Source organism: Peribacillus sp. FSL P2-0133 (assembly GCF_037975445.1).
GTDB lineage: Bacteria > Bacillota > Bacilli > Bacillales > DSM-1321 > Peribacillus > Peribacillus simplex_E.
This window is the reverse complement of the sequence record NZ_CP150254.1, coordinates 3,203,218-3,223,901: the sequence shown is the minus strand read 5'-3', so window position 1 is coordinate 3,223,901 and position 20,684 is coordinate 3,203,218. Positions and strand designations below refer to the sequence as shown.

At 43.0% G+C, this 20,684-nt stretch carries 22 protein-coding genes; 21 read left to right on the top strand and 1 reads right to left on the bottom strand.

Going from position 1 to position 20,684, the window contains the following annotated elements:
* Positions 1–3 precede the first annotated feature (3 nt).
* The 15 genes from MKY17_RS15350 to MKY17_RS15280 all read left to right on the top strand — a co-directional run bounded on the left by MKY17_RS15350 (position 4) and on the right by MKY17_RS15280 (position 13,321).
* On the top strand, positions 4–303 hold the full coding sequence (locus MKY17_RS15350; RefSeq protein WP_098369473.1) for a UxaA family hydrolase: 300 nt from the start codon (positions 4–6) through the stop codon (positions 301–303).
* A gap of 4 nt (positions 304–307) precedes the next feature.
* Positions 308–1,465 (top strand): UxaA family hydrolase, encoded by a 1,158-nt coding sequence (locus tag MKY17_RS15345; RefSeq protein WP_098369633.1) that lies wholly within the window; start codon positions 308–310, stop codon positions 1,463–1,465.
* A 22-nt stretch (positions 1,466–1,487) separates the two neighbouring features.
* Positions 1,488–2,957, top strand: coding sequence for an alpha-ketoglutaric semialdehyde dehydrogenase GucD (gene gucD / locus MKY17_RS15340; RefSeq protein ID WP_098369634.1), 1,470 nt, complete (start codon positions 1,488–1,490; stop codon positions 2,955–2,957).
* Positions 2,958–3,025: 68 nt separating this feature from the next.
* Complete coding sequence (gene dgoD / locus MKY17_RS15335) at positions 3,026–4,174, top strand: galactonate dehydratase (RefSeq protein WP_098369635.1); 1,149 nt, start codon at positions 3,026–3,028, stop codon at positions 4,172–4,174.
* Positions 4,175–4,191: 17 nt separating this feature from the next.
* Entirely contained in the window at positions 4,192–5,103 is a 912-nt protein-coding gene (locus tag MKY17_RS15330; protein WP_098369636.1) for a dihydrodipicolinate synthase family protein, read from the top strand.
* Positions 5,100–6,047, top strand: a complete 948-nt coding sequence (locus MKY17_RS15325) for a U32 family peptidase (protein WP_098369474.1) — start codon at positions 5,100–5,102, stop codon at positions 6,045–6,047. The genes MKY17_RS15330 and MKY17_RS15325 overlap by 4 nt, the downstream gene beginning before the upstream one ends.
* A 67-nt stretch (positions 6,048–6,114) precedes the next feature.
* Entirely contained in the window at positions 6,115–7,074 is a 960-nt protein-coding gene (locus MKY17_RS15320; RefSeq protein WP_339200151.1) for a C-terminal binding protein, read from the top strand.
* 15 nt (positions 7,075–7,089) lie between these two features.
* A complete protein-coding gene (locus tag MKY17_RS15315) occupies positions 7,090–7,953 on the top strand; it encodes a fumarylacetoacetate hydrolase family protein (protein ID WP_098369476.1) in 864 nt (287 codons plus the stop codon).
* Between the two features lie 21 nt (positions 7,954–7,974).
* On the top strand, positions 7,975–8,931 hold the full coding sequence (locus MKY17_RS15310) for a sugar kinase (protein WP_098369477.1): 957 nt from the start codon (positions 7,975–7,977) through the stop codon (positions 8,929–8,931).
* Between the two features lie 13 nt (positions 8,932–8,944).
* Complete coding sequence (locus MKY17_RS15305; RefSeq protein WP_098369478.1) at positions 8,945–9,577, top strand: bifunctional 4-hydroxy-2-oxoglutarate aldolase/2-dehydro-3-deoxy-phosphogluconate aldolase; 633 nt, start codon at positions 8,945–8,947, stop codon at positions 9,575–9,577.
* Positions 9,578–9,759: 182 nt separating this feature from the next.
* On the top strand, positions 9,760–10,575 hold the full coding sequence (gene larE, locus MKY17_RS15300) for an ATP-dependent sacrificial sulfur transferase LarE (protein WP_098369479.1): 816 nt from the start codon (positions 9,760–9,762) through the stop codon (positions 10,573–10,575).
* The gene (gene larB, locus MKY17_RS15295; RefSeq protein WP_098369480.1) at positions 10,572–11,342 is read left to right on the top strand and encodes a nickel pincer cofactor biosynthesis protein LarB; all 771 of its coding nucleotides are present in this window, start codon (positions 10,572–10,574) and stop codon (positions 11,340–11,342) included. The genes larE and larB overlap by 4 nt, the downstream gene beginning before the upstream one ends.
* On the top strand, positions 11,323–12,213 hold the full coding sequence (locus MKY17_RS15290) for a LarC family nickel insertion protein (protein ID WP_098369637.1): 891 nt from the start codon (positions 11,323–11,325) through the stop codon (positions 12,211–12,213). Before larB ends, MKY17_RS15290 begins: the two co-directional genes overlap by 20 nt.
* On the top strand, positions 12,210–12,686 hold the full coding sequence (gene larC, locus MKY17_RS15285) for a nickel insertion protein (RefSeq protein WP_286176855.1): 477 nt from the start codon (positions 12,210–12,212) through the stop codon (positions 12,684–12,686). Before MKY17_RS15290 ends, larC begins: the two co-directional genes overlap by 4 nt.
* On the top strand, positions 12,683–13,321 hold the full coding sequence (locus MKY17_RS15280) for an urease accessory protein UreH (protein ID WP_098369481.1): 639 nt from the start codon (positions 12,683–12,685) through the stop codon (positions 13,319–13,321). The genes larC and MKY17_RS15280 overlap by 4 nt, the downstream gene beginning before the upstream one ends.
* A 386-nt stretch (positions 13,322–13,707) precedes the next feature.
* On the opposite strand, the gene MKY17_RS15275 is transcribed toward MKY17_RS15280, so the two are convergent.
* Entirely contained in the window at positions 13,708–14,625 is a 918-nt protein-coding gene (locus tag MKY17_RS15275; protein WP_098369482.1) for a DMT family transporter, read from the bottom strand.
* Positions 14,626–15,019: 394 nt separating this feature from the next.
* Between MKY17_RS15275 and MKY17_RS15270 the strand changes: the two genes are divergently transcribed.
* The 6 genes from MKY17_RS15270 to MKY17_RS15245 are packed head-to-tail and all read left to right on the top strand — an operon-like array spanning position 15,020 to position 20,597.
* The gene (locus tag MKY17_RS15270) at positions 15,020–15,976 is read left to right on the top strand and encodes a sugar kinase (protein ID WP_098369483.1); all 957 of its coding nucleotides are present in this window, start codon (positions 15,020–15,022) and stop codon (positions 15,974–15,976) included.
* 26 nt (positions 15,977–16,002) lie between these two features.
* On the top strand, positions 16,003–17,013 hold the full coding sequence (gene allD, locus MKY17_RS15265; RefSeq protein WP_098369484.1) for an ureidoglycolate dehydrogenase: 1,011 nt from the start codon (positions 16,003–16,005) through the stop codon (positions 17,011–17,013).
* A gap of 8 nt (positions 17,014–17,021) precedes the next feature.
* Positions 17,022–18,041, top strand: coding sequence for a zinc-binding alcohol dehydrogenase family protein (locus tag MKY17_RS15260; RefSeq protein WP_098369485.1), 1,020 nt, complete (start codon positions 17,022–17,024; stop codon positions 18,039–18,041).
* Positions 18,042–18,054: 13 nt separating this feature from the next.
* Positions 18,055–18,675 carry a bifunctional 2-keto-4-hydroxyglutarate aldolase/2-keto-3-deoxy-6-phosphogluconate aldolase gene (locus tag MKY17_RS15255; protein ID WP_098369486.1) on the top strand — a complete coding sequence of 207 codons (621 nt, stop codon included), beginning with the start codon at positions 18,055–18,057 and terminating at the stop codon, positions 18,673–18,675.
* A gap of 12 nt (positions 18,676–18,687) precedes the next feature.
* Positions 18,688–19,764: a mannonate dehydratase gene (gene uxuA / locus MKY17_RS15250; RefSeq protein WP_098369487.1), complete on the top strand. Its 1,077-nt coding sequence runs from the start codon at positions 18,688–18,690 to the stop codon at positions 19,762–19,764.
* The gene (locus tag MKY17_RS15245) at positions 19,761–20,597 is read left to right on the top strand and encodes an SDR family oxidoreductase (protein ID WP_098369488.1); all 837 of its coding nucleotides are present in this window, start codon (positions 19,761–19,763) and stop codon (positions 20,595–20,597) included. The genes uxuA and MKY17_RS15245 overlap by 4 nt, the downstream gene beginning before the upstream one ends.
* Positions 20,598–20,684: the final 87 nt, after the last annotated feature.

The window sequence follows — 20,684 nt, the reverse complement described above, 5'->3', positions numbered from 1 at the left end:
AAAATGGGCGAGTATAAAACACTTTACTTAAGTACGAAAGATAGTGTAGCTGTCGCTTTATCCGAAATCCCTGCAAACACATCAGTAGTTGTGAAGGCAGACCTTGAAGAAATTGTCGTACCCATTCTTGAACCGATTCGTTTTGGACATAAGTTCGCAGTCAAAGCCATCGAACAAGGAGCAGACATATTTAAATATGGGGAAGTCATAGGGGCAGCCTCAGCTTTTATTCCCGCTGGTGCACATGTTCATGTACACAATTTAGAAGGTAAAAGAGGAAGGGGTGACAAAATTGCTGAATGAAAAAATGCAGTTTTGGGGCTACCGCCGTCCGGATGGCCGCGTCGGAGTCCGGAATCATGTACTGATTTTGCCAACGATAACATGCGCAACCCAAACTGCACAGCGCGTCACAGAATTGGTGAGCGGAACCGTCACATTCATTCATCAGCATGGCTGTGCGCAAGTGGGCTCTGATTTTGATCAAACGGCCAGAACCTATGCGGGAATGGGGATGAATCCAAATGTATATGGTGTCATAGTACTCGGTCTTGGCTGTGAAACACATCAGGCGCACCGTATTGGAGATGAAATTGCTAAATGCGGTAAACCAGTGGAAACTGTATCGATTCAGGAACATGGCGGCACTCTTCAAACCATTGCCGAAGTAGCTAAAATTGCGGTCAAAATGGTTCAGGATGCCTCAATGGTTCAGCGGGAATTATGCGATTTTAGCGAGCTGATCGTCGGCACGGAATGCGGTGGGTCTGATGCATGTTCAGGCTTATCGGCTAACCCGGCAGTCGGACGTACAAGCGATTTGGTTGTTCAGCAGGGGGGAACCGCAATATTAGCGGAAACGACTGAACTTATCGGTGCAGAGCATTTGATCGCTAACCGGGCGGCAAACGACCAGGTAGCCAAAAAAGCTTATGCGGTTATTAAAATGATGGAAGACCGCTCGATTCAAATGGGCGTAGACATCCGCACCGGAAACCCGAGTCCGGGAAACATTGAGGGAGGTCTCAGCTCAATCGAAGAAAAATCACTGGGGGCAGCGACAAAATCAGGCACAACCAGGCTGGAAGAGGTCATTGATTATGCCCAGGTGCCCACAAAAAAAGGGCTCGTATGGATGGATACGCCTGGCCACGACATTGAGCAATTGACGGGTATGGTCGCAGGCGGTGCCCAAATCGTTCTCTTTACAAGTGGAAGAGGGACGCCAACAGGTTCTCCTATAACACCCGTAATAAAAATCTCAACTAATACTCCAATGTTTGACAGGATGAATGAAAATATGGATTTAAATGCAGGTACGATTGTTGATGGTTTAGAAACCGTTGATGAGGTGGGAAGTCGCATCATGCAAGAAATTCAACATGTTTCAAACGGAAAACTAACAAAAGCGGAGATCTTAAAGCAGCATGACTTTGGTATTTGGAGAATTGGACCGACATTCTAAAACGAAAAAGGAGCTAAAGATTATGATATCAACTACATTTGCAACGAAGACATATAAAAATTTCATTAATAATGAGTGGGTGGATGCATCTTCTGGAAATACAATCGAAAGCATTAATCCTGCGGACAAAGAACCGGTTGGCTACGTTCAAAGCTCAACCGGAGATGACTTAAACAAGGCTGTAGCTTCTGCGCATAAGGCAAAGAGGGATTGGCGCAGGCTCGGGCAGTCTGCACGTGGGCAAATCCTTTTCAAAACGGCTAATATATTGGAAGAAAATCTAGATGAAATTGCCGAAACCATGACTCGCGAAATGGGTAAAACGTTACCTGAAGCAAAAGGGGAAACGGCACGAGGTGTTGCGATCCTCCGTTACTATGCTGGTGAAGGGATGCGGAAAGACGGCGATGTTATACCATCATCCGATAAAGATGCCCTAATGTTTACAAAACGCTCCCCACTTGGTGTTGTCGGTATAATCACACCATGGAACTTCCCGGTTGCAATTCCCATCTGGAAAATGGCTCCAGCTCTTGTATATGGCAATACAATCGTATGGAAACCCGCTACGGAAGGGGCCGTTACAGCAGCGAAAGTTATGGAATGCTTTACCAAAGCAGGCTTCCCTGAGGGTGTTGTGAATTTTATTACCGGTAAAGGATCAATCATTGGCCAGGGGCTCATCGATCATCCGCTTTTAAATGCAATCACCTTTACCGGTTCTGAAAGTGTCGGTCAGAGCGTCGCAAAATCAGCTTCCGCCCGCGGCATAAAATATCAGCTTGAAATGGGAGGCAAGAATCCAGTCATCGTGACGAAAGATGCAAACATCGACCAGGCAGTCGAGGCGGTCATCAACGGTGGATTTCGTTCCTCCGGCCAAAAATGCACAGCTTCTAGCCGTGTGGTTGTTGAATCATCGGTCTATGATGTATTTAAACAAAAACTAGTTGAAGCAGCAGCGGAAATAACGGTTGGCAACGGCCTTCAAGAGGGAATTTGGATGGGTCCCTGTGCAAGCGAAAGCCAGTTCAATACGGTGAAAGAGTACATTGAAAAAGGCAAGCAGGAGGGTGCAAAACTCATACATGGCGGGGAGATATTAACTGGCGGTGACTATGATAGGGGCTTTTTCATTACACCAGCGATTTTTGAAGATGTGACGACGGATATGGTGATAGCGCAGGCAGAAATTTTTGGACCAGTTATCGCGCTTATGAAAGCTAGCGATCTTGTCGAAGCGATAGACATGGCAAATAATACGAAATACGGATTGAGTGCTTCAATCTTCACATCAAATATTAGCTCGATTCTGGAATTCATCGATGAAATTGAAGCAGGGCTTGTCCGTATTAACGCAGAAAGTGCGGGCGTGGAATTGCAAGCCCCATTCGGAGGCATGAAAGCATCGAGCACGGGTTCGCGAGAGCAAGGTGAAGCGGCGAAAGAATTTTATACAGCCATAAAAACGGTTTTTATTAAAGGTTCTTAATAAGAGTAAGAGAGGTTTCCATGTTTGAAAATCTCTCTTTCTTCCAAAAAAACAATGCGAGGTGCTTGATGAAAATCATAAAAATTTCTTTATACAAAGTTCCACCCCGCTGGCTGTTTTTAAAAATCGATACGGATGAAGGCATTTCCGGCTGGGGAGAGCCTGTCGTGGAAGGCCGTGCTGAAACGGTTAAAGCAGCAGTTAACGAATTGACCGATTATTTGATTGGGAGAAATCCGAACGACATTGAAGACATCTGGCAAACACTTTATCGAGGTGGATTTTACCGTGGGGGGCCAATTTTAATGAGTGCCATTTCTGGCATTGAGCAGGCACTATGGGATATAAAAGGAAAATACTTCAATATTCCTGTATACCAAATGCTCGGCGGTAAAGCACGCCAAAAAATTAAAGTGTACTCATGGGTCGGAGGAGATCGACCAGTGGATGTCGTTGCTGCTGCAATCGAAAAACAGAAGGAGGGCTTCCTTGCTGTCAAAATGAACGCATCAGAAGAAATGAATTACATTGATAGCTTTTCGAAAGTAGAGGCGGTCATCGAACGCGTTGCATCAATTAGGGAAGCGGTTGGCAAAGACTTTGGCATTGGTGTGGATTTTCATGGAAGGATTCATAAAACGATGGCAAAGGCGATTGTGAAAGAACTTGAACCGTACCATCCAATGTTCATTGAAGAGCCGGTGCTTCCGGAAAATAATGAAGCACTTCGTGAGATTGCCTGGCATACTACGTGCCCGATTGCGACGGGTGAAAGGATGTATACACGCTGGGGCTTTAAGCAGCTTCTTCAAGATGGCTATGTGGATATTATTCAGCCGGATCTATCCCACACAGGTGGTATTTTAGAAGGAAAAAAAATTGCCGCGATGGCAGAAGCCTCTGATGTAGCGATCGCTCCGCACTGCCCGCTCGGTCCGATGACTCTCGCTTCATCAATTCATTTGGACGCAACGACACCGAATTTCATTATTCAAGAGCAAAGCCTTGGTATTCATTACAACGAAGGCATGGACATTCTCGATTATATGAAAAATCCAGAATTATTCGACTATGAAAATGGTTATGTGAACATTCCGGATAAACCGGGTCTTGGTGTGGAAATCGATGAGGAAAAAGTGAAGCAGGCAGCAGAAACCGGACATGATTGGAAAAACCCCATCTGGCGTAATGAAGACGGGAGTATCGCTGAATGGTAATAAAAGGAGGAAAAACAATGGACTTTCATGGCATCATTCCACCGGTAGTCACCTTATTTGATGAAACGGGGAACTTAGATATGGCGCTGAACAGAAGCTATATCGACCTATTAATCTCACGGAATATAGACGGTATTTTATTGATGGGAAGTTCAGGTGAGTTCTCATCGCTTACAACAGAAGAAAGAAAATTATATGTACGCGAAATGATAAAGCATATTAACAACCGAGTGCCTGTTATGGTCGGGGTGGGGCATACCGCATTAAAAGAGGTGCAAGAACTGACTTCTTATGCAGAAGAGCATGGAGCGAACGGCGTTCTCGTAGTCAACCCATATTACTGGAAGCTGTCTGACGAGCAATTATACCGACATTTTTCCAGTGTAGCGAATCATACTAATCTGCAAGTTTTCATTTATAATATACCGCTCCTGACAGGTCAAAATTTATCAATCGAATTGATTAAAAAATTAGCTGAAGATCATTCAAACATTGCTGGAATTAAAGAGACGGTCAGTGATTTCGGGCACCTTCGTCAAGTGCTCGCGGAAGTGAAGAAAGTTCGCAGTGATTTCCGCGTCTTCTCTGCTTTTGACGAACACTTGCTTCCGGCTCAAATGATTGGTGCAGCGGGAAGTATTAATGGAAGCGCTGTCTTTGCACCGGAAATTTCCGTTGATTTATATCAATCGTATCATAAAGGTGACCTTGCTGAAGCACAGAAAAAGCATCAAGTGATTTCAAAACTGATGGATGTGTACAATTATGGTCCGACATTTTTTACTGCCATGAAAGAAGCAGTTCATCAGCGCTGGTTTGATGTTGCGGCTGGACACCGTGCACCCTGCGACGTATACCCTGCTGATTTGAGCGACAAAGTAGCTGCTCTTTTAAAAAATATAAATATGAAAGAAGGCGTCCAAAAATGAAAGAATCACGAGACTTGCTCGAACAATTAGGCTACCCATCAACTGATCTTAAAGACCTTCCTACATCAACGAAAACATTTCCAGACGGTGCTCAATACCGCATTGAACTCCCAAGCGTAGAAGGTCCAATAGCACTAAAAGAAACATTGAAAGAAATTGACCGACTCGGCTTGACTATTCACCGAATATCTCAAGGCAGCGGTATCATGCTTCAAACGGATGAAGAAATTATAGAAATGTGTAAAATGACAGCAGAGCGAGGCATGGAACTGAGTTTGTTTGTCGGTCCCAGGGGTTCATGGGATGTCAGTGCGGGACCGCTTACGCCAGGAGGCAAATCTCAGGGAATCCGCCATGAGGGCTCCGATCAGCTTGTTTATGCCATGGAAGACCTGAAAAGAGGGGCTGCACTAGGTCTTCGCGGTGCGTTAGTTGCGGATGAAGGACTCCTTCTTTTAACGAAAGAAATGAAAAAATACGGACAGCTTCCGGAAGACTTTGTTGTTAAAGTATCGGTTCAAATGGGGTCAGCCAATCCAGTATCCGTCAAATTAATGGAAGACATCGGTGCGGATACCTACAACGTGCCACCTGCATTAACGCTGTCTAAACTTGCAGCGATCCGACAATCAATAGACATTCCAATTGATTTATACGTTGAAGTTCCGGATACCTTCGGAGGCTTTCTTCGCTATTATGAAATACCGGAAATAATCCGTGTGTTGGCGCCTGTTTACATCAAATTCGGCCTTCGTAATCACCCAGATGTATACCCCTCAGGGAAACAATGGGAAAGTACGAACGTCTCACTTACAAAGGAACGTGTACGCCGTGCCGCAATTGGTATTCAAATGATCGAACGATACTATCCAGAAGCAAAAACATCGAAACTCGGTGCAAAAGGACTCGGAATTGCGAAAATTGAAAAGGCAGCAGCGAAATAGATGATATTAACGTGAGGGATCCCCTCTGATATTCACGTATTTGTTACTAAAAAGGAGTTGGGCACAAATGTCCTTTAAAATATTATTAACGGATTACGAATTTGAACATTTGAAATATGAAGAAGAGATTTTTCAAGAAAGGGGTCTTGAAATCGAATTCATCAAAGCGCAATGCAAAACTGAAGAAGAAGTAATGGAGCAGGCAAAAGAAGTGGATGCAATTTTAAATCAATATGCTCCTATCTCACGCCGAGTTATTGATTCGCTTGAAAACACGAAAATCATTTCCCGTTACGGTGTTGGCGTCAATACAATTGATCTCAATGCGGCTAAGGAAAAGGGGATTACTGTCGCCAATGTACCGGATTATGGCATGGAAGAAGTATCGAATCATGCATTGGCACTTTTACTTTCTTCGGCGCGGAAAGTGACACTGTTAAACAAGGAAGTGAAAAAAGGTAACTGGGACTTTAAAGTGTGTGTCCCGATTCATCGCTTTAACGAGCAAACTGTTGGGGTTCTAGGCTTTGGCCGGATTCCGCGCCGTTTCATTGAAAAGGTGAAACCGCTCGGCTTTAAAACTGCTGCTTACGATCCTTTCGTATCGGCGTCCGACATGGATGCGGTTGGGGTTCAAAAAATGGAACTCGACGAAATTATAGCAGAAGCCGATTATTTGTCGATCCATGTGCCCTTAATTGATGATACATACCATCTGATTAATGAGGAGCGCCTTAAACAAATGAAGAGAAATGCGGTTATCATTAACACGGCACGTGGACCGATAATCGATGAAAAAGCACTTTCTGATGCACTTGAAAAAGGAGTAATTGCAGGTGCAGCACTTGATGTGACAGAGAATGAGCCGGTCAGCACTGATAGCCCGCTGCTCACAATGGACAATGTCATCATTACGCCTCACAGCGCCTGGTATTCAGAGGAAGCAATGGTTGAACTTCGTCAAAAGGCAGCGAGAAATATCGTTCAGGTGCTAAACGGAGAAATAACACCATACGCTTTGACTTAGGAAAGGGGAAAAAATATGAAAATAGCGACTTTTTCCGTACAAACCGAACAACACATCGGTCTTGTTAAAAATGATCAAATTATTAGTTTAACGGCTCTCGGTCCAGAAGAATTTCCAGCTTGCATGAAAAATTTCATAGAACGAAGCAGCGAGTTAAGAACACGTGCTGAACAGTTAATTGAGCAACGGGTTAATGAAGATGCAATATTCAATCTGTCAGAAGTAAAAATCCTCCCGCCAATCGCAAAGCCGGATAAAATCATTTGCGTAGGACTTAACTATTTTGATCATTGCAAGGAAACGGGGATGGAGCCTCCTGAATCACCGGTCATTTTTTCAAAATATTCAAATGCCATTGCCGGTCATAATGATGCGATTGAAATTCCAATTAATTCAACCACGGTCGACTTTGAAGCAGAGCTTGCATTTGTCATTGGAAGAGAAGCGAAACATGTATCAGAAGAAGAAGCGAATGACTACATTTTTGGCTATACAATCATGAATGATATTAGCGCCCGAGACTTGCAATTTCAGGATGGCCAGTGGTCGAGAGGCAAAACAGCGGACACATTTGCTCCATTTGGTCCTGTTATCGTGACACAAGATGAAGTGGGTGACCCCCACAATCTAGCGATTTCGCTTGAATTAAACGGTGAAATTATGCAGGATTCAAATACAAGCAACCTAATTTTTACGGTTCCGAAAATCATATCATTTTTATCACAGTCCATGACACTAATGCCAGGTGATTTGATTGCAACTGGCACGCCACCAGGCGTTGGAATGGGAAGGAATCCGAAAATCTGGTTGAAAAAAGGTGACCGGATGAACGTCAGTATTGAGAAGATCGGTACGCTTTCTAATCACGTAATAGCATGACAAGAGAAAGTAGGTGATGATATGGATGTTGTAACCATCGGAGAAACAATGACAGTGTTTACCCCGAATGAAGAAGGTCCACTTCGCCACGCCCGTTCTTTTTCAATGAAGTTTGGCGGTGCGGAATCCAATGTCGCGATCGGGTTAAGCCGACTCGGTCATAGGTCACGCTGGATTAGCCGTCTCGGCGAGGATGAATTTGGCGATGCCATGCAATCGTTCATTCGCGGAGAAGGCGTTGATGTCTCTTATGTAACAAGAGACCCAGATGCGCCTACCGGAGTCTTTTTTAAAGAATTCAGACGGCTGAATGATACTAGAGTTTATTATTACAGGAAAGATTCGGCAGCTAGCAAAATGACAGCGGAATTACTACCTGATCTTGCCATCCAAGACGCAGCTTATCTCCATATTACCGGAATTACCCCTGCACTAGGGAATTCGTGTCAGTCGCTCTTGGATAAAGCGATCCGCATTGCTAAAGAAAACGGTACAAAAATCGTCTTCGATCCGAATATTCGCTTGAAAATATGGTCGGATGAAAATGAAGCACGTCACATCATAACAAAGTACGCCTCGGAAAGTGATATCGTCATGCCCGGGGTGACCGAAGCCGAATTTTTATTCGGCTCCCATACTCCGGAGTCATTTGTCGATCATTTTCATGAACTCGGTGTCGAAACAGTTTTACTTAAATTGGGCAAAGAGGGCTCTTTAATTTCAGCCCCGACTGTACCGAAAACATACGTTCCTGGATTCTTTGTGGAACGGGTCGTGGATCCCATCGGTGCTGGTGATGCTTTTGCATCCGGTGTACTTTCCGGCCTGCTTGATGGACTGCCGCTAGATGAAGCTGCAAGGCGTGGAAATGCCATGGGAGCAATGGCAACGATGGTAAATGGCGATGTTGAGGGTTTGCCGGTCCGTGCCGACCTCGCTTTGTTCATGAGTGGCGGCACTGATGATGTGACGAGGTAGAAAGGTGGAAAAAATGACTAAACTTGAAGAGCTTAAACATGGGAAGCTGGTCGCCGTCATTCGCGGTGCACGCCCAGATCAAATTATACCAATTGCCCGGGCCCTGAAAGAGGGCGGCATCCGAACGCTAGAAATAACAGTGGAAACTCCCAAAGTGTGCCATTTAATTGAAAGAGTGAAAGAGGAGTTCGGTGATGATATCATAGCGGGTGCCGGTACAGTATTGGATCCTGAAACGGCCCGTGCGGTCATCATGGCAGGGGCGGAATTCATCTTTTCTCCAACCGTCAATGTCAAAACGATTAAAATGGCGAAGCGCTATGGCGTTATTAGTATTCCTGGTGCGCTCACACCAACCGAAATATTGACTGCTTATGAGCATGGAGCTGACATTATCAAAGTTTTCCCGGCAGATGCACTGGGTGTTAGCTACTTTAAAAATCTTAAAGGACCGCTTCCTCACATTCCCCTAATGCCAACTGGCGGTGTCAACCTTGACAACCTTGCATCTTTTTTTAAGGCAGGGGCCATCGCGGCGGGACTTGGTGGTTCATTGATCAATCCTACGAAATTGATTACGGGTGAAGATTATACCAGGCTGACAGAAACGGCAAAAAAATTTTCAGCTATCGTACAAAAAAGCTAAAGCAATCCGTCGCTTATATGAATTTCAGTCCAATAGGCGCTGGGAATGAAAGTATGAATGTGTTTATTTCCTCCTTCTAACCAATTTGATGTATCTCTTTCAATCTTTTAGTAGTCCATCAAGGGTGTTATTGCTGGTGGACAGTAGATAAATTCAGACAAACCAGAAAGGGGAAAAGTGCTATGTTACAAGAAAAGTATAGTATTCTGCAGGGGATTCTCCAAAAAATGGAGTCGGTGGTGGTCGCTTTTTCAGGAGGGGTGGATAGCACTTTTTTGCTAAATGTTGCTATTGATACTTTGGGTTATGATAATGTGTTAGCCATTACAGCAGATTCGGAAACCTATCCGTCGAGTGAGTTGAAAGAAGCCATTATGCTATCAAAATGGATTGGTGCCAACCATCGAGTCATTCAGACTTCGGAGTTGGCCATTCCTGGATATTCAGAAAATAATCAGAATCGCTGTTACTTTTGTAAAAGTAGTTTATTTGACCACCTGCTTCCTATTCTTGAAGAATATGAATTTAATAATATAATTTATGGAGTCATCGCTGATGATGCTAACGAATTTCGTCCAGGCATGAAAGCAGCTAAAGAAAAAGGAATCAGGGGACCTCTTCTAGAAGCCGGTTTATTCAAAGAAGAAATAAGAGAATTGTCCAAGCAAGCCGGTTTGCCAACCTGGGATAAACCATCATTCGCTTGCCTATCTTCACGCATTGCATATGGCGATATCATTACGAAGGAAAAATTGACGAAAGTGGATAAATCAGAAGCTTACTTAAAATCATTGGATATTCATCAGGTAAGAGTCAGGACGCATGAGGATACTGCCCGAATTGAAGTTGAACCCGTTGATATGCCGCGAGTGCTCCAATACCATGTGGCGATCACGAAACGACTGAAGCAATTTGGTTATAAGTATGTATCAATGGATCTCACGGGCTATACAAGCGGAAGTATGAATATAGCACTTAAAAAGGAAGAAAAGTTATGATTGATGATATTTTAGAGCAGGTTCAAAATGGTTCATTGACAGCAGCTGAAGCAAAGGAAAAACTTGCATCATATGAAAATTTAGGGTTTGTAAAAATTGATCATCATCGTAAAAGGAGACAAGGCTTTCCCGAAATTGTGTTTGGAGAAGGTAAAACAGCTGAGCAAATTTTAACGATTGTACAATCACTGCGGACAAGGAATGATTCTGTGCTTGTGACTCGAATTTCTCGGGAAAAAGCAGTATTTGTACAAAAAGAATGCAGTGAATTTGAGTATAACGATATGGCACGGACACTTGCTTGGGTTAAAGAAAAACCTAAATCCGTTGGTTCATATATTGCAATTGTGTGCGCCGGTACATCAGATTTGTCCGTTGCTGAAGAAGCTGCCGTGACGGCCGAAACACTAGGTGTTCCAGTCAGGCGTATATACGATGTTGGTGTTGCTGGGCTGCACCGCCTCCTTGATAATATAGACGAGATACGAGGGGCTACCGTATCAGTTTGTGTAGCGGGGATGGAAGGGGCACTCCCAAGTGTGTTAGGAGGCCTTGTCACGAATCCAATTATTGCTGTACCGACAAGTATCGGTTACGGTGCCAATCTTAACGGTTTATCGGCACTTTTATCAATGCTTAATTCATGCGCATCGGGTGTAAGTGTGGTGAACATCGATAATGGATTTGGTGCAGCTTACAATGCAGCGATTATATACAAACTTGTACATAAAAAGGAGATCAATGATGATGAGGACATTATATTTTGACTGCTTTTCCGGCATAAGCGGAGATATGGTTATTGGTGCATTGATTGATGCAGGTGCAGACCCTTTACAAATGGAAGAAGAGTTAAAAAAGCTGAATATAGATGAAGAATATAGTCTGTCATGGGGGAAAGTCGTCAAAAATGGCATTACGAGTACTAAATTTCATGTTATTCTTACCAGTAAATCAGAGCAACCACATGAACACAGCCACAGTCATGGACATGAACACAGCCACAGTCATGGACATGAACACAGCCATAGTCATGGACATGAACACAGCCACAGTCATGGACATGAACACAACCACAGTCATGAAACCGAACCCAACCATAGCCATGCACCTCACAATCATCATGGTAGCCGCACCTACAAGCAAATTGTAGAAGCTATCAATGAGGCAAACCTTAATGAATCGGTAACAAACATGTCACTCGCCATATTTAAGAAGATTGGTGAAGCGGAAGGGCACATACACGGGCTTCCGCTTGATAAAGTTCACTTTCATGAGGTAGGAGCTGTAGATTCAATAATAGATATAATCGGGGCTGCAATTTTAATCGATCAGCTAGGTATTGAATCAGTTCAGTCATCAGCCATTCCAACGGGATCTGGACATATACATATTGATCACGGTGTATACCCGGTTCCTGCACCTGCCACACTTGAAATATTAAAGGGGGTACCGATTGCCTCAAACGTTATTCGTTCTGAATTAGCAACACCGACCGGTGCTGCCATCGCTGCGGTTTTAGCTGGAAAATTTGGCACGCTTCCAGCCATGACTGTCGAATCGATTGGCTATGGGGCGGGGACAAAAACATTTGAAAATCATCCGAACGTCCTTCGCATTATTATAGGGGACATCCAATGAAGCGCCCACCTGATCATGAGCATCTTGATGGACAAATGGTAAAAATGGAAGTGAATCTAGATGATATTTCCGGTGAATGGCTTGGTCATGTAATGGATTTGTTGTTTGAATCAGGAGCAAATGATGTATTTTATACTCCAATCTTCATGAAAAAAAATCGACCGGGGGTGTTATTGCAACTTCTCTGTTCACAGCAGGAGATTTCGAAAATAAAGAAGATATTATTTGCTGAAACAACGACTCTCGGTATACGCTACTATCCTCTTACCGTGCACAGGCTCGAACGATCTTTTTTACATGTAGACACAAAATGGGGGCAAGTGACGATAAAGAAAGGGTACCATGAGGGCCAACCCATACAGCAGGCACCTGAATATGAAGATTGCCGTAAAATTGCCGTTCAGAACAATATACCTCTTAAAAGGGTGTATGAAGAAGTATGGAAGTGTCTCGGGGAGGTGGTAGAGAAATGAGCTTGGTGTCGATTCTTACATTAGGATTCCTATTGGGGATAAAGCATTCGTTAGAGCCGGATCATGTTATTGCAGTAGCAACCACGGCAGGAAAAACGAAAAAATTATCACGGTCCACTCTAACGGGGGTGTGTTGGGGAATAGGGCATACATGTACGCTGTTTCTTATAGGTATGCTATTCATTTGGATGAAAGGGGAAATTCCAGAGTCGTTAAGCATGTCGCTGGAATTCGGTGTTGGTATCATGCTTGTTATGCTAGGGGCGAAAAGTTTATTTAAAGCTCGCCCTGATATCACGAACGACAAAGATAGATTTCGTCCTTTTTTGGTGTCCGCTTTAATTGGGTTCGTCCATGGTCTCGCGGGCAGTGCTGCAATGGTCATTCTAACGATGTCGACCGTAACCGGTATAGGTGAAGGATCCATCTATATCATTATATTTGGCGCAGGGACGATTATTGGCATGCTGTGCTTTACAACTTTACTAGGCATACCGTTTGCTTTGAATGGAAAGGACATCGTTTTGAACCGAATCTTCATCAAAATGGCGGGAGCTTTAAGTTTTGCATTCGGACTTTATTATATATACAAATTGGGTGTAACAGAAGGCTTGTTTGCAATCTGGGCTAATTGATTTATTTTTAAGCATGACTGGAATCTCAGGCTGTCTGTAATCTCCGTAGACAGTCTCTTTTATATTTATTAATTCAACAAACAATAAGTCTTCTAGGAGGTTTCTCAGAAAGAAAAGGGCCATAGCTGATAAAAAAGCTTGTCATAATGGGCACACTTCAATGGACATGTCCATGTGAATATAGGGGTATATTGTAACGGATATGAATCTCCAATTATTATTCTGCAAGTATGTTTCAAGGGCTTATAAACATCTGTAGATGGAGGAGAGGGTGGACAACATTTAATAAGACCCTATGACACTGCTATGCCATTGGGATGGTAGTGTCATAGGGTCTCTTATTCTGGTACGAAGAAAGTTACTGAATCTAGGGGCTGCCGTTGCCGCTAGGCAGATATACGTTTATTTTTCCTTTGAAGAATCCATATTTCAATTGCACCGGAGCCAAGCAATACCCCCGAAACAATGAAAATAAGTCCAATGAAATGTGCAGGCACAATGGCTTCATTAAGGAAAAATGCTGCCCCTAACAAAGAGAATAAGGTGTTTAAGTTAAGAAAAATGGATGATTCGGCTGCGCCTACCTTCCCAATGGCATAATTATAGCTCATGTGCCCGAGGGCAGTGGCAAAAATGGCGGAGAAGATGAAAGCTCCCCAGATGGAGGGTGGTGCAGTTGTCAGTGAAGATAAGCCCTCGGGTTCCTTCCATAAGCTGATGGCAAAAAGAATAAAAGACCCGATCAGCATCATGTAGCCGGTTAGTAATCGTGGATCCATTGTTTTTGAGGCTTTATTGATAAGTATGAAACTTAATGCCTGTGAAAGTATGGAAAGTAAAATATCCACATCCCCCAGATTAATAGAATGAAGTCCTCCACTTCCTGCCATAACGGTAAAACTCACACCCATGGCACCGCATATAAAGCCAAAAAGCCTGATTAAAGTGGGCTTTTTACGAAAGAATATCATGGTCAAGATGACAGTCAAAATTGGCCCCATGCCCAAAATCAGTCCAGCATTCGATGCAGAAGTCTTCGTCAATCCCTCAGCTAAAAAATAATGATGAAAAACGACACTCAAAAGTGCTCCTCCAAAAACGTAAAAAAGTTCACTCTTTTTAGGAAGGCGTATTAGTCCAAAAAAGAAAAGGATAAGAATGACTATAAGAGAAGCAGTAAAAATTCTCAAAGAGGTTATTGTTACGGGCTGTGTATTCGCAACTAAAATTTTAATAACCGAGACATTTAACCCCCATGTAATCATTATTCCGGTAAGTAAGATGTATATTTTCAAAAGACTCATTCCAAACAACCTTTCAAACTTATTTAACAATTGATATATTATACAACTTTCTCCAAATTAATAGCAAAGAGTAAATTTGATAGAAAGCTCTTTGATGAAAAATCAGAAACTCTTAATCATTAAAAAAGAGGGAAGAAATAAGTCCTTCCATTTTACCGTAATGTGGTTTTTTACCATAAATTTGGATGGGGAATAACATGAAATATACAAAATAAAAATAAAATTATAAATTATCAAACTTTTCTATTGTTTTTGGTAGGGTTTTCATTTACAATTTCCTTATGATTTACCAAACCGGTTTAGTATTTAACTAAATCGATTTAGTAAATGAAAATGATATGATCAAATGTTTTTTGTTTTTATTTGTGATTGTTCGAAAGAAGGAGGTACTGTATTGTCATCAAAATATGGTGTTTTAACGCTTGGCGACGCCATGATTACGCTAAATCCGGAAGAGACAGGACCTTTAAGATTCGTAAACCGTTTTGAGCGAAAAGTAGGAGGCGCTGAACTGAATTTTGCGATTGGCTGTGCAAGGCTTGGCATGCGGGCAAAGTGGATAAGCCGCTTAGGCAAGGATGAGTTCGGTAAAGTTATATATAATTTCGCTCGCGGGGAAGGCGTGGACATGAGTGATGTTGCCTATGTAAATGGATATCCAACATCTCTTAACTTTAAAGAAATCCGGGAAGATGGTTCCGGAAAGACATTTTATTACCGCTATCAATCTCCCATTTTAACTTTAAACCCGGGAGATATAACAGAGAAGATGTTTGAAGAGATTGATATAGTCCACCTTACTGGAGTGTTCTTGGCTATAGATCCCAAAAATGTGGATATTGCAAAGAGGGTCATGGATATTGCAAAACAAAAAAATATACCTGTTTCTTTTGATCCGAATATCCGCTTAAAGCTATGGTCCATCGAGGAAGCAAGATCAGTTTATTATGATTTTTTTCCATATGTTGACATTTTGCTTACAGGTTTGGATGAAATAAGATTGATCATCGGAACGGACTCTAAAGAATCTTTGGCGGAATTCGCAAAGGTGAATGACATTGATCAGCTTGTCATTAAGGACGGGAAACATGGTTCAAAACTATATACCGAAAGTGAATGGCATGAAAAAGAAGCATTCCCAGTTATACCTGTTGATACTGTTGGTGCGGGAGATGGTTATGATGCCGGTTATATTTACGGATATCTTCATGGTTTATCTATTGATGAAAGATTGACATTCGCAAATGGTGTAGGAGCTCTTGTCACCACTGTTGCAGGGGACAATGAAGGGTTACCGTATTTGGATGAAGTAATGCCTTTCATACAGAATGAGGCTGTTATAGAAAGATAGATGACTGAAAGAAATGAGGGGAGAAAATGGCAACAGTAACGATACAAGCCGAGGAAGCAAAACGATTAGTCATTCAACAGCTGACCAAAGTGGGTTTAAATGAACTAAATGCCGGGAAAATCGCGGAAGTATTGGTTCATGCCGATCTCAGAAACGTCAATTCCCATGGTGTTTTGCGAACAGAGCATTATGTGAACCGTTTACAGGCAGGAGGCATAAATCCCGATGCCCAGATTTCCTTCCAAAAGACAGGGCCAGTTACCGGTGTAGTTGATGGAGATGATGGGTTTGGGCATGTGATTAGCGACGTGGCCATGGACCATGCAATCGAAATGGCTAGAGATAATGGCGTGGGAATGGTGACAGTTATTAATAGCAGCCATTGCGGGGCACTAAGCTATTTCGTTCAAAAAGCCGCTGATGCAAAGTTGATTGGCATCGCGATGTCACATACCGATAAAATTGTGGTCCCATTCGGAGGAAAAACATCATTTCTTGGTACCAACCCAATCGCTTACGGAGTTCCTGCCAAAAAGAAGAAACCCTTTATTCTTGATATGGCAACATCCAATGTTGCGCTGGGGAAAATCCTCCAGGCACGCGAAGAAGGAAAGGAAATCCCTGAAGGATGGGGAGTGGATGAAAATGGAGCTAATGTGACAGACCCGAAGAAAGTCGTTTCCCTTTCCACTTTCGGAGGCCCTAAAGGCTATGGCCTATCCGTAATTGTGGATGTGTTTTCTGGATTATTGGCCGGTGCGGCATTTGGCCCTCACATTGGGAAAATGTATGACGACCTTGATAAGAAACGGAAGCTGGGACATTATTTTTGTGTGATTAATCCTTCGTTCTTTACGGATACTGAAATATTTTTAGAGCAAATGGATCAAATGATCGAAGAGCTGCAACAGGTTGAACCTGCTCCAGGGTTCGATCGCGTATATGTACCGGGTGAGATTGAACAAAGCAATGAAGAAAAAAACCTGAAACAAGGGATTACGATAGCATCAAGTGTTTATGAATTTCTTACAAAGTAGGTGGGGAAATGAAAGCGGTTCAAGTACGGAAAGCTCATGAACTTATCATTCAAGAAGTGGAAAAACCTCGGATTTCAAACTCGACGGATGTCCTTGTGAAAGTAAAAAGAGTCGGGATTTGTGGATCGGATATGCATATTTATCATGGTACGAATCCTCTTGCTACACTGCCGCGAGTCGTTGGGCATGAAGTAGCGGGAGAAGTTGTGGAGATAGGTCAAGGTGTCACGGGCATAAAAGTGGGGGACCACGTTGTTATTGAGCCCATCAGTTATTGCGGGGAGTGTTACGCCTGCCGTAAAGGCCGCCAAAATGTTTGTGAAAAACTTTCCGTTTTTGGGGTGCATGAAGATGGTGGGATGAGGGAATGGTTCGTCCTTCCGGAGAAACAATTACATGTTGTGGATCCCGCTTTAGCTTGGGAAGAAATAGTATTGGCTGAGCCATACACAATCGGCGCACAGGCCGTTTGGAGAGGCGAAGTGGAGGAAGGGGAAACAGTGCTTATCCAGGGGGCCGGGCCTATTGGAATTTGCATATTAAAGATGGCAAAGCTTCAAGGAGCATCAGTGATGATCACGGATTTAAGTGATGAGCGTTTGGAATTCGCTAAAGAAAGCGGCGCCGATATCACCGTCCATGCTGGAAAAGAAGATGTTCAAAAACGAGTGGAAGAATGGACGAATGGCGAAGGGGCGAACGTCGTCATTGATGCAGTATGCTTGCCGATGACATTCGAATTGTCCTTCGATGTCGTGTCAACGGCGGGGCGGATTGTCGTACTCGGTTTTGATGAACGTCCTTCAGCGGTTTCCCAGCTACCAATCACAAAAAAGGAAGTATCGGTGAAAGGGTCCAGATTGCAAACCGATCAGTTCCCGAAAGTGGTAAAACTTTTAAATGAAGGAAAACTCAGACATGAAGGTTTAGTTACCCATACATTTTCGCTCGATGATATCCAGGAAGCATTTAATTTTGTTGAAAATCATCCCGAACAAGTTCGAAAAGCGATCATCGTTTTTAATTAAGGGGGTAGGAGTTATGGATAAACATTCAATCATACATCGAATAACGGAAACGAAAGTTGTAGCTGTTATCCGGGGACAGGATGCAAAGGAGGCGGCACAACTTTCTAAAGCAGCTGTGGAAGGCGGTATTCAGGCAATCGAATTGACTTATACAACACCGGGAATTGAAGAAGTTTTCAAAGAAATGAAAAATACGGATGCACTATTAGGAGCAGGCTCTGTACTTGATTCTGAAACGGCTCGGCATGCGATTATAGCTGGCGCCAATTTTATCGTCAGCCCCTATTTTGTCAATGGCGTTGCCGAACTTTGTAATCGATACGGCATTCCCTATATGCCTGGATGCATGACAATTAGAGAAATGGCTACATCATTGGAAGCAGGTTGTGATGTTTTGAAGTTATTTCCGGCAAACCATTTTGAACCTTCTTTCATTAAGTCGGTTAATGGTCCACTGCCCAATGTAAGGATCATGCCAACCGGCGGAATTAATTTGGATAACATGAAGGACTGGCTGAATGCAGGCGCGGTAGCAATCGGGATCGGCAGTGACTTGAACAAAGCCTATCAAAATGGCGGCTATGAAGCCGCAGTGGAATTAAGCCGAAAATACATGCAAAAAATTGCGGAATAATGGAGGTGCATGATGAACATTACATTTAGATGGTACGGGAAAGACAATGATACCGTTACATTGGAGCACATTAAACAGATTCCTGGAGTGAAAGGGATTGTCTGGGCACTTCACCAAAAACCTGTTGGTGAGGTATGGGAAAAGGAAGAAATTCAAGAAGAAATTGAGTATATCCAATCATTTGGTTTTCACACGGATGTCGTAGAAAGTGTAAATGTCCATGAATCGATTAAATTGGGTAATGAAGACCGCATGATATATATAGAGAAATACAAAGAGACGATCCGGAATCTTTCGGAAGCTGGAGTGAAAGTCATTTGTTATAACTTCATGCCGATCTTTGATTGGACTCGGACGGAAATGTTCCATCCTTTGGAAGATGGCTCAACTGCCCTGTTTTATGAAAAAGCGAAAGTGGATACGTTAGAGCCGCAAGATTTAATTCGTACTGTAACGGAAGCTTCAGATTTAACTTTACCAGGTTGGGAACCAGAAAAGATGGATAGAATCTCTGAATTATTCGAAGCTTACAAAACTGTGGACGAAGAGCAGCTATGGGCAAATCTTGAAATATTCCTAAAAGAAATATTACCTGTTGCCGAGGCTTGCGGTATAAAAATGGCAATACACCCGGATGATCCACCATGGTCCATTTTTGGCTTGCCAAGAATCATCACCGGAGAGTCGAGCTATGAAAAATTGATTTCGATTTCGGATTCACCATCGAATGCATTTACCTTGTGTACAGGATCGATGGGGGCAAACCCTGAAAATGATATGGTTCAGGTGGCTAAAAAGTATGCAAACCGTTCGCCTTTCTCCCATATACGCAATGTGAAGATTTATGAAAACGGTGACTTTGTGGAAACATCCCATCATACCCAGGATGGATCGATCAATATACAGGGCGTCGTGGAAGAATTGAATAAGCAAAATTATACTGGTTATGTCAGACCGGATCATGGCCGCCATATATGGGGTGAAGTTTGCCGCCCAGGTTACGGTTTATATGACCGAGCATTGGGAATCATGTATTTGCTCGGATTATGGGATGCATATGAAGCTACTAAATTAGGTGAAAAATCATGATTCCCATTCATGAAAACTTATCGAACAGGGTGGCAGTGATCACTGGAGGCAGCGGTGTTTTATGTTCCAAAATGGCGGTGGAATTGGCCCGTCATGGTGTCAAGATAGCTATATTGAACAGAACGGCGGAAAAAGGGCAAGAAGTGGTCGAACTCATTGAACAAACTGGGGGGACTGCGATTTCCATCGCGGCAGACGTTTTGGATAGAACCTCATTGGAAAATGCAAAAGGGAAAATAATAGAATCGTTCGGAAGAGTGGATCTATTAATAAATGGTGCGGGAGGCAATCACCCTGATGCCATTACAGCTCCAGAGAAATATGGGGAAGAAGCAGAAGGAAAATCCTTTTTTGATTTGGATGAAAATGGTTTCTCCCAGGTTTTTGCCAGTAATTTCACCGGTACATTTTTGGCCAGTCAGGTTTTTGGGAAAGAGTTATTGCAAGTGGAAGCACCTGTTATCGTAAATGTATCTTCCATGAGCGCCTACGCTCCAATGACTAAAGTACCAGCATATAGTGCTGCCAAAGCTTCGATAAATAATTTTACCATGTGGATGGCTGTTCATTTTGCCGAAGAAGGTTTACGGGTGAATGCCATTGCTCCAGGATTCTTTTTGACGAAGCAAAATCGGAATCTTCTGCTTAATGAAGATGGCAGCCTGACGGCAAGATCTAATAAAATAATTACTTCAACACCCATGAAGCGCTTTGGGCAGCCTGAAGATTTACTTGGTACCTTGCTTTGGCTAGTTGATGAATCCTATTCGGGCTTTGTCACAGGAATTACGGTACCAGTCGATGGGGGCTTCATGGCATACTCAGGTGTCTGAATTCGGGTCCAATAAAAAGGCAAACAAGTGACCGTGATTAAATTAGTTCCACGGTATGGGAAATTGACTTTTTTACTGCATCAGAAG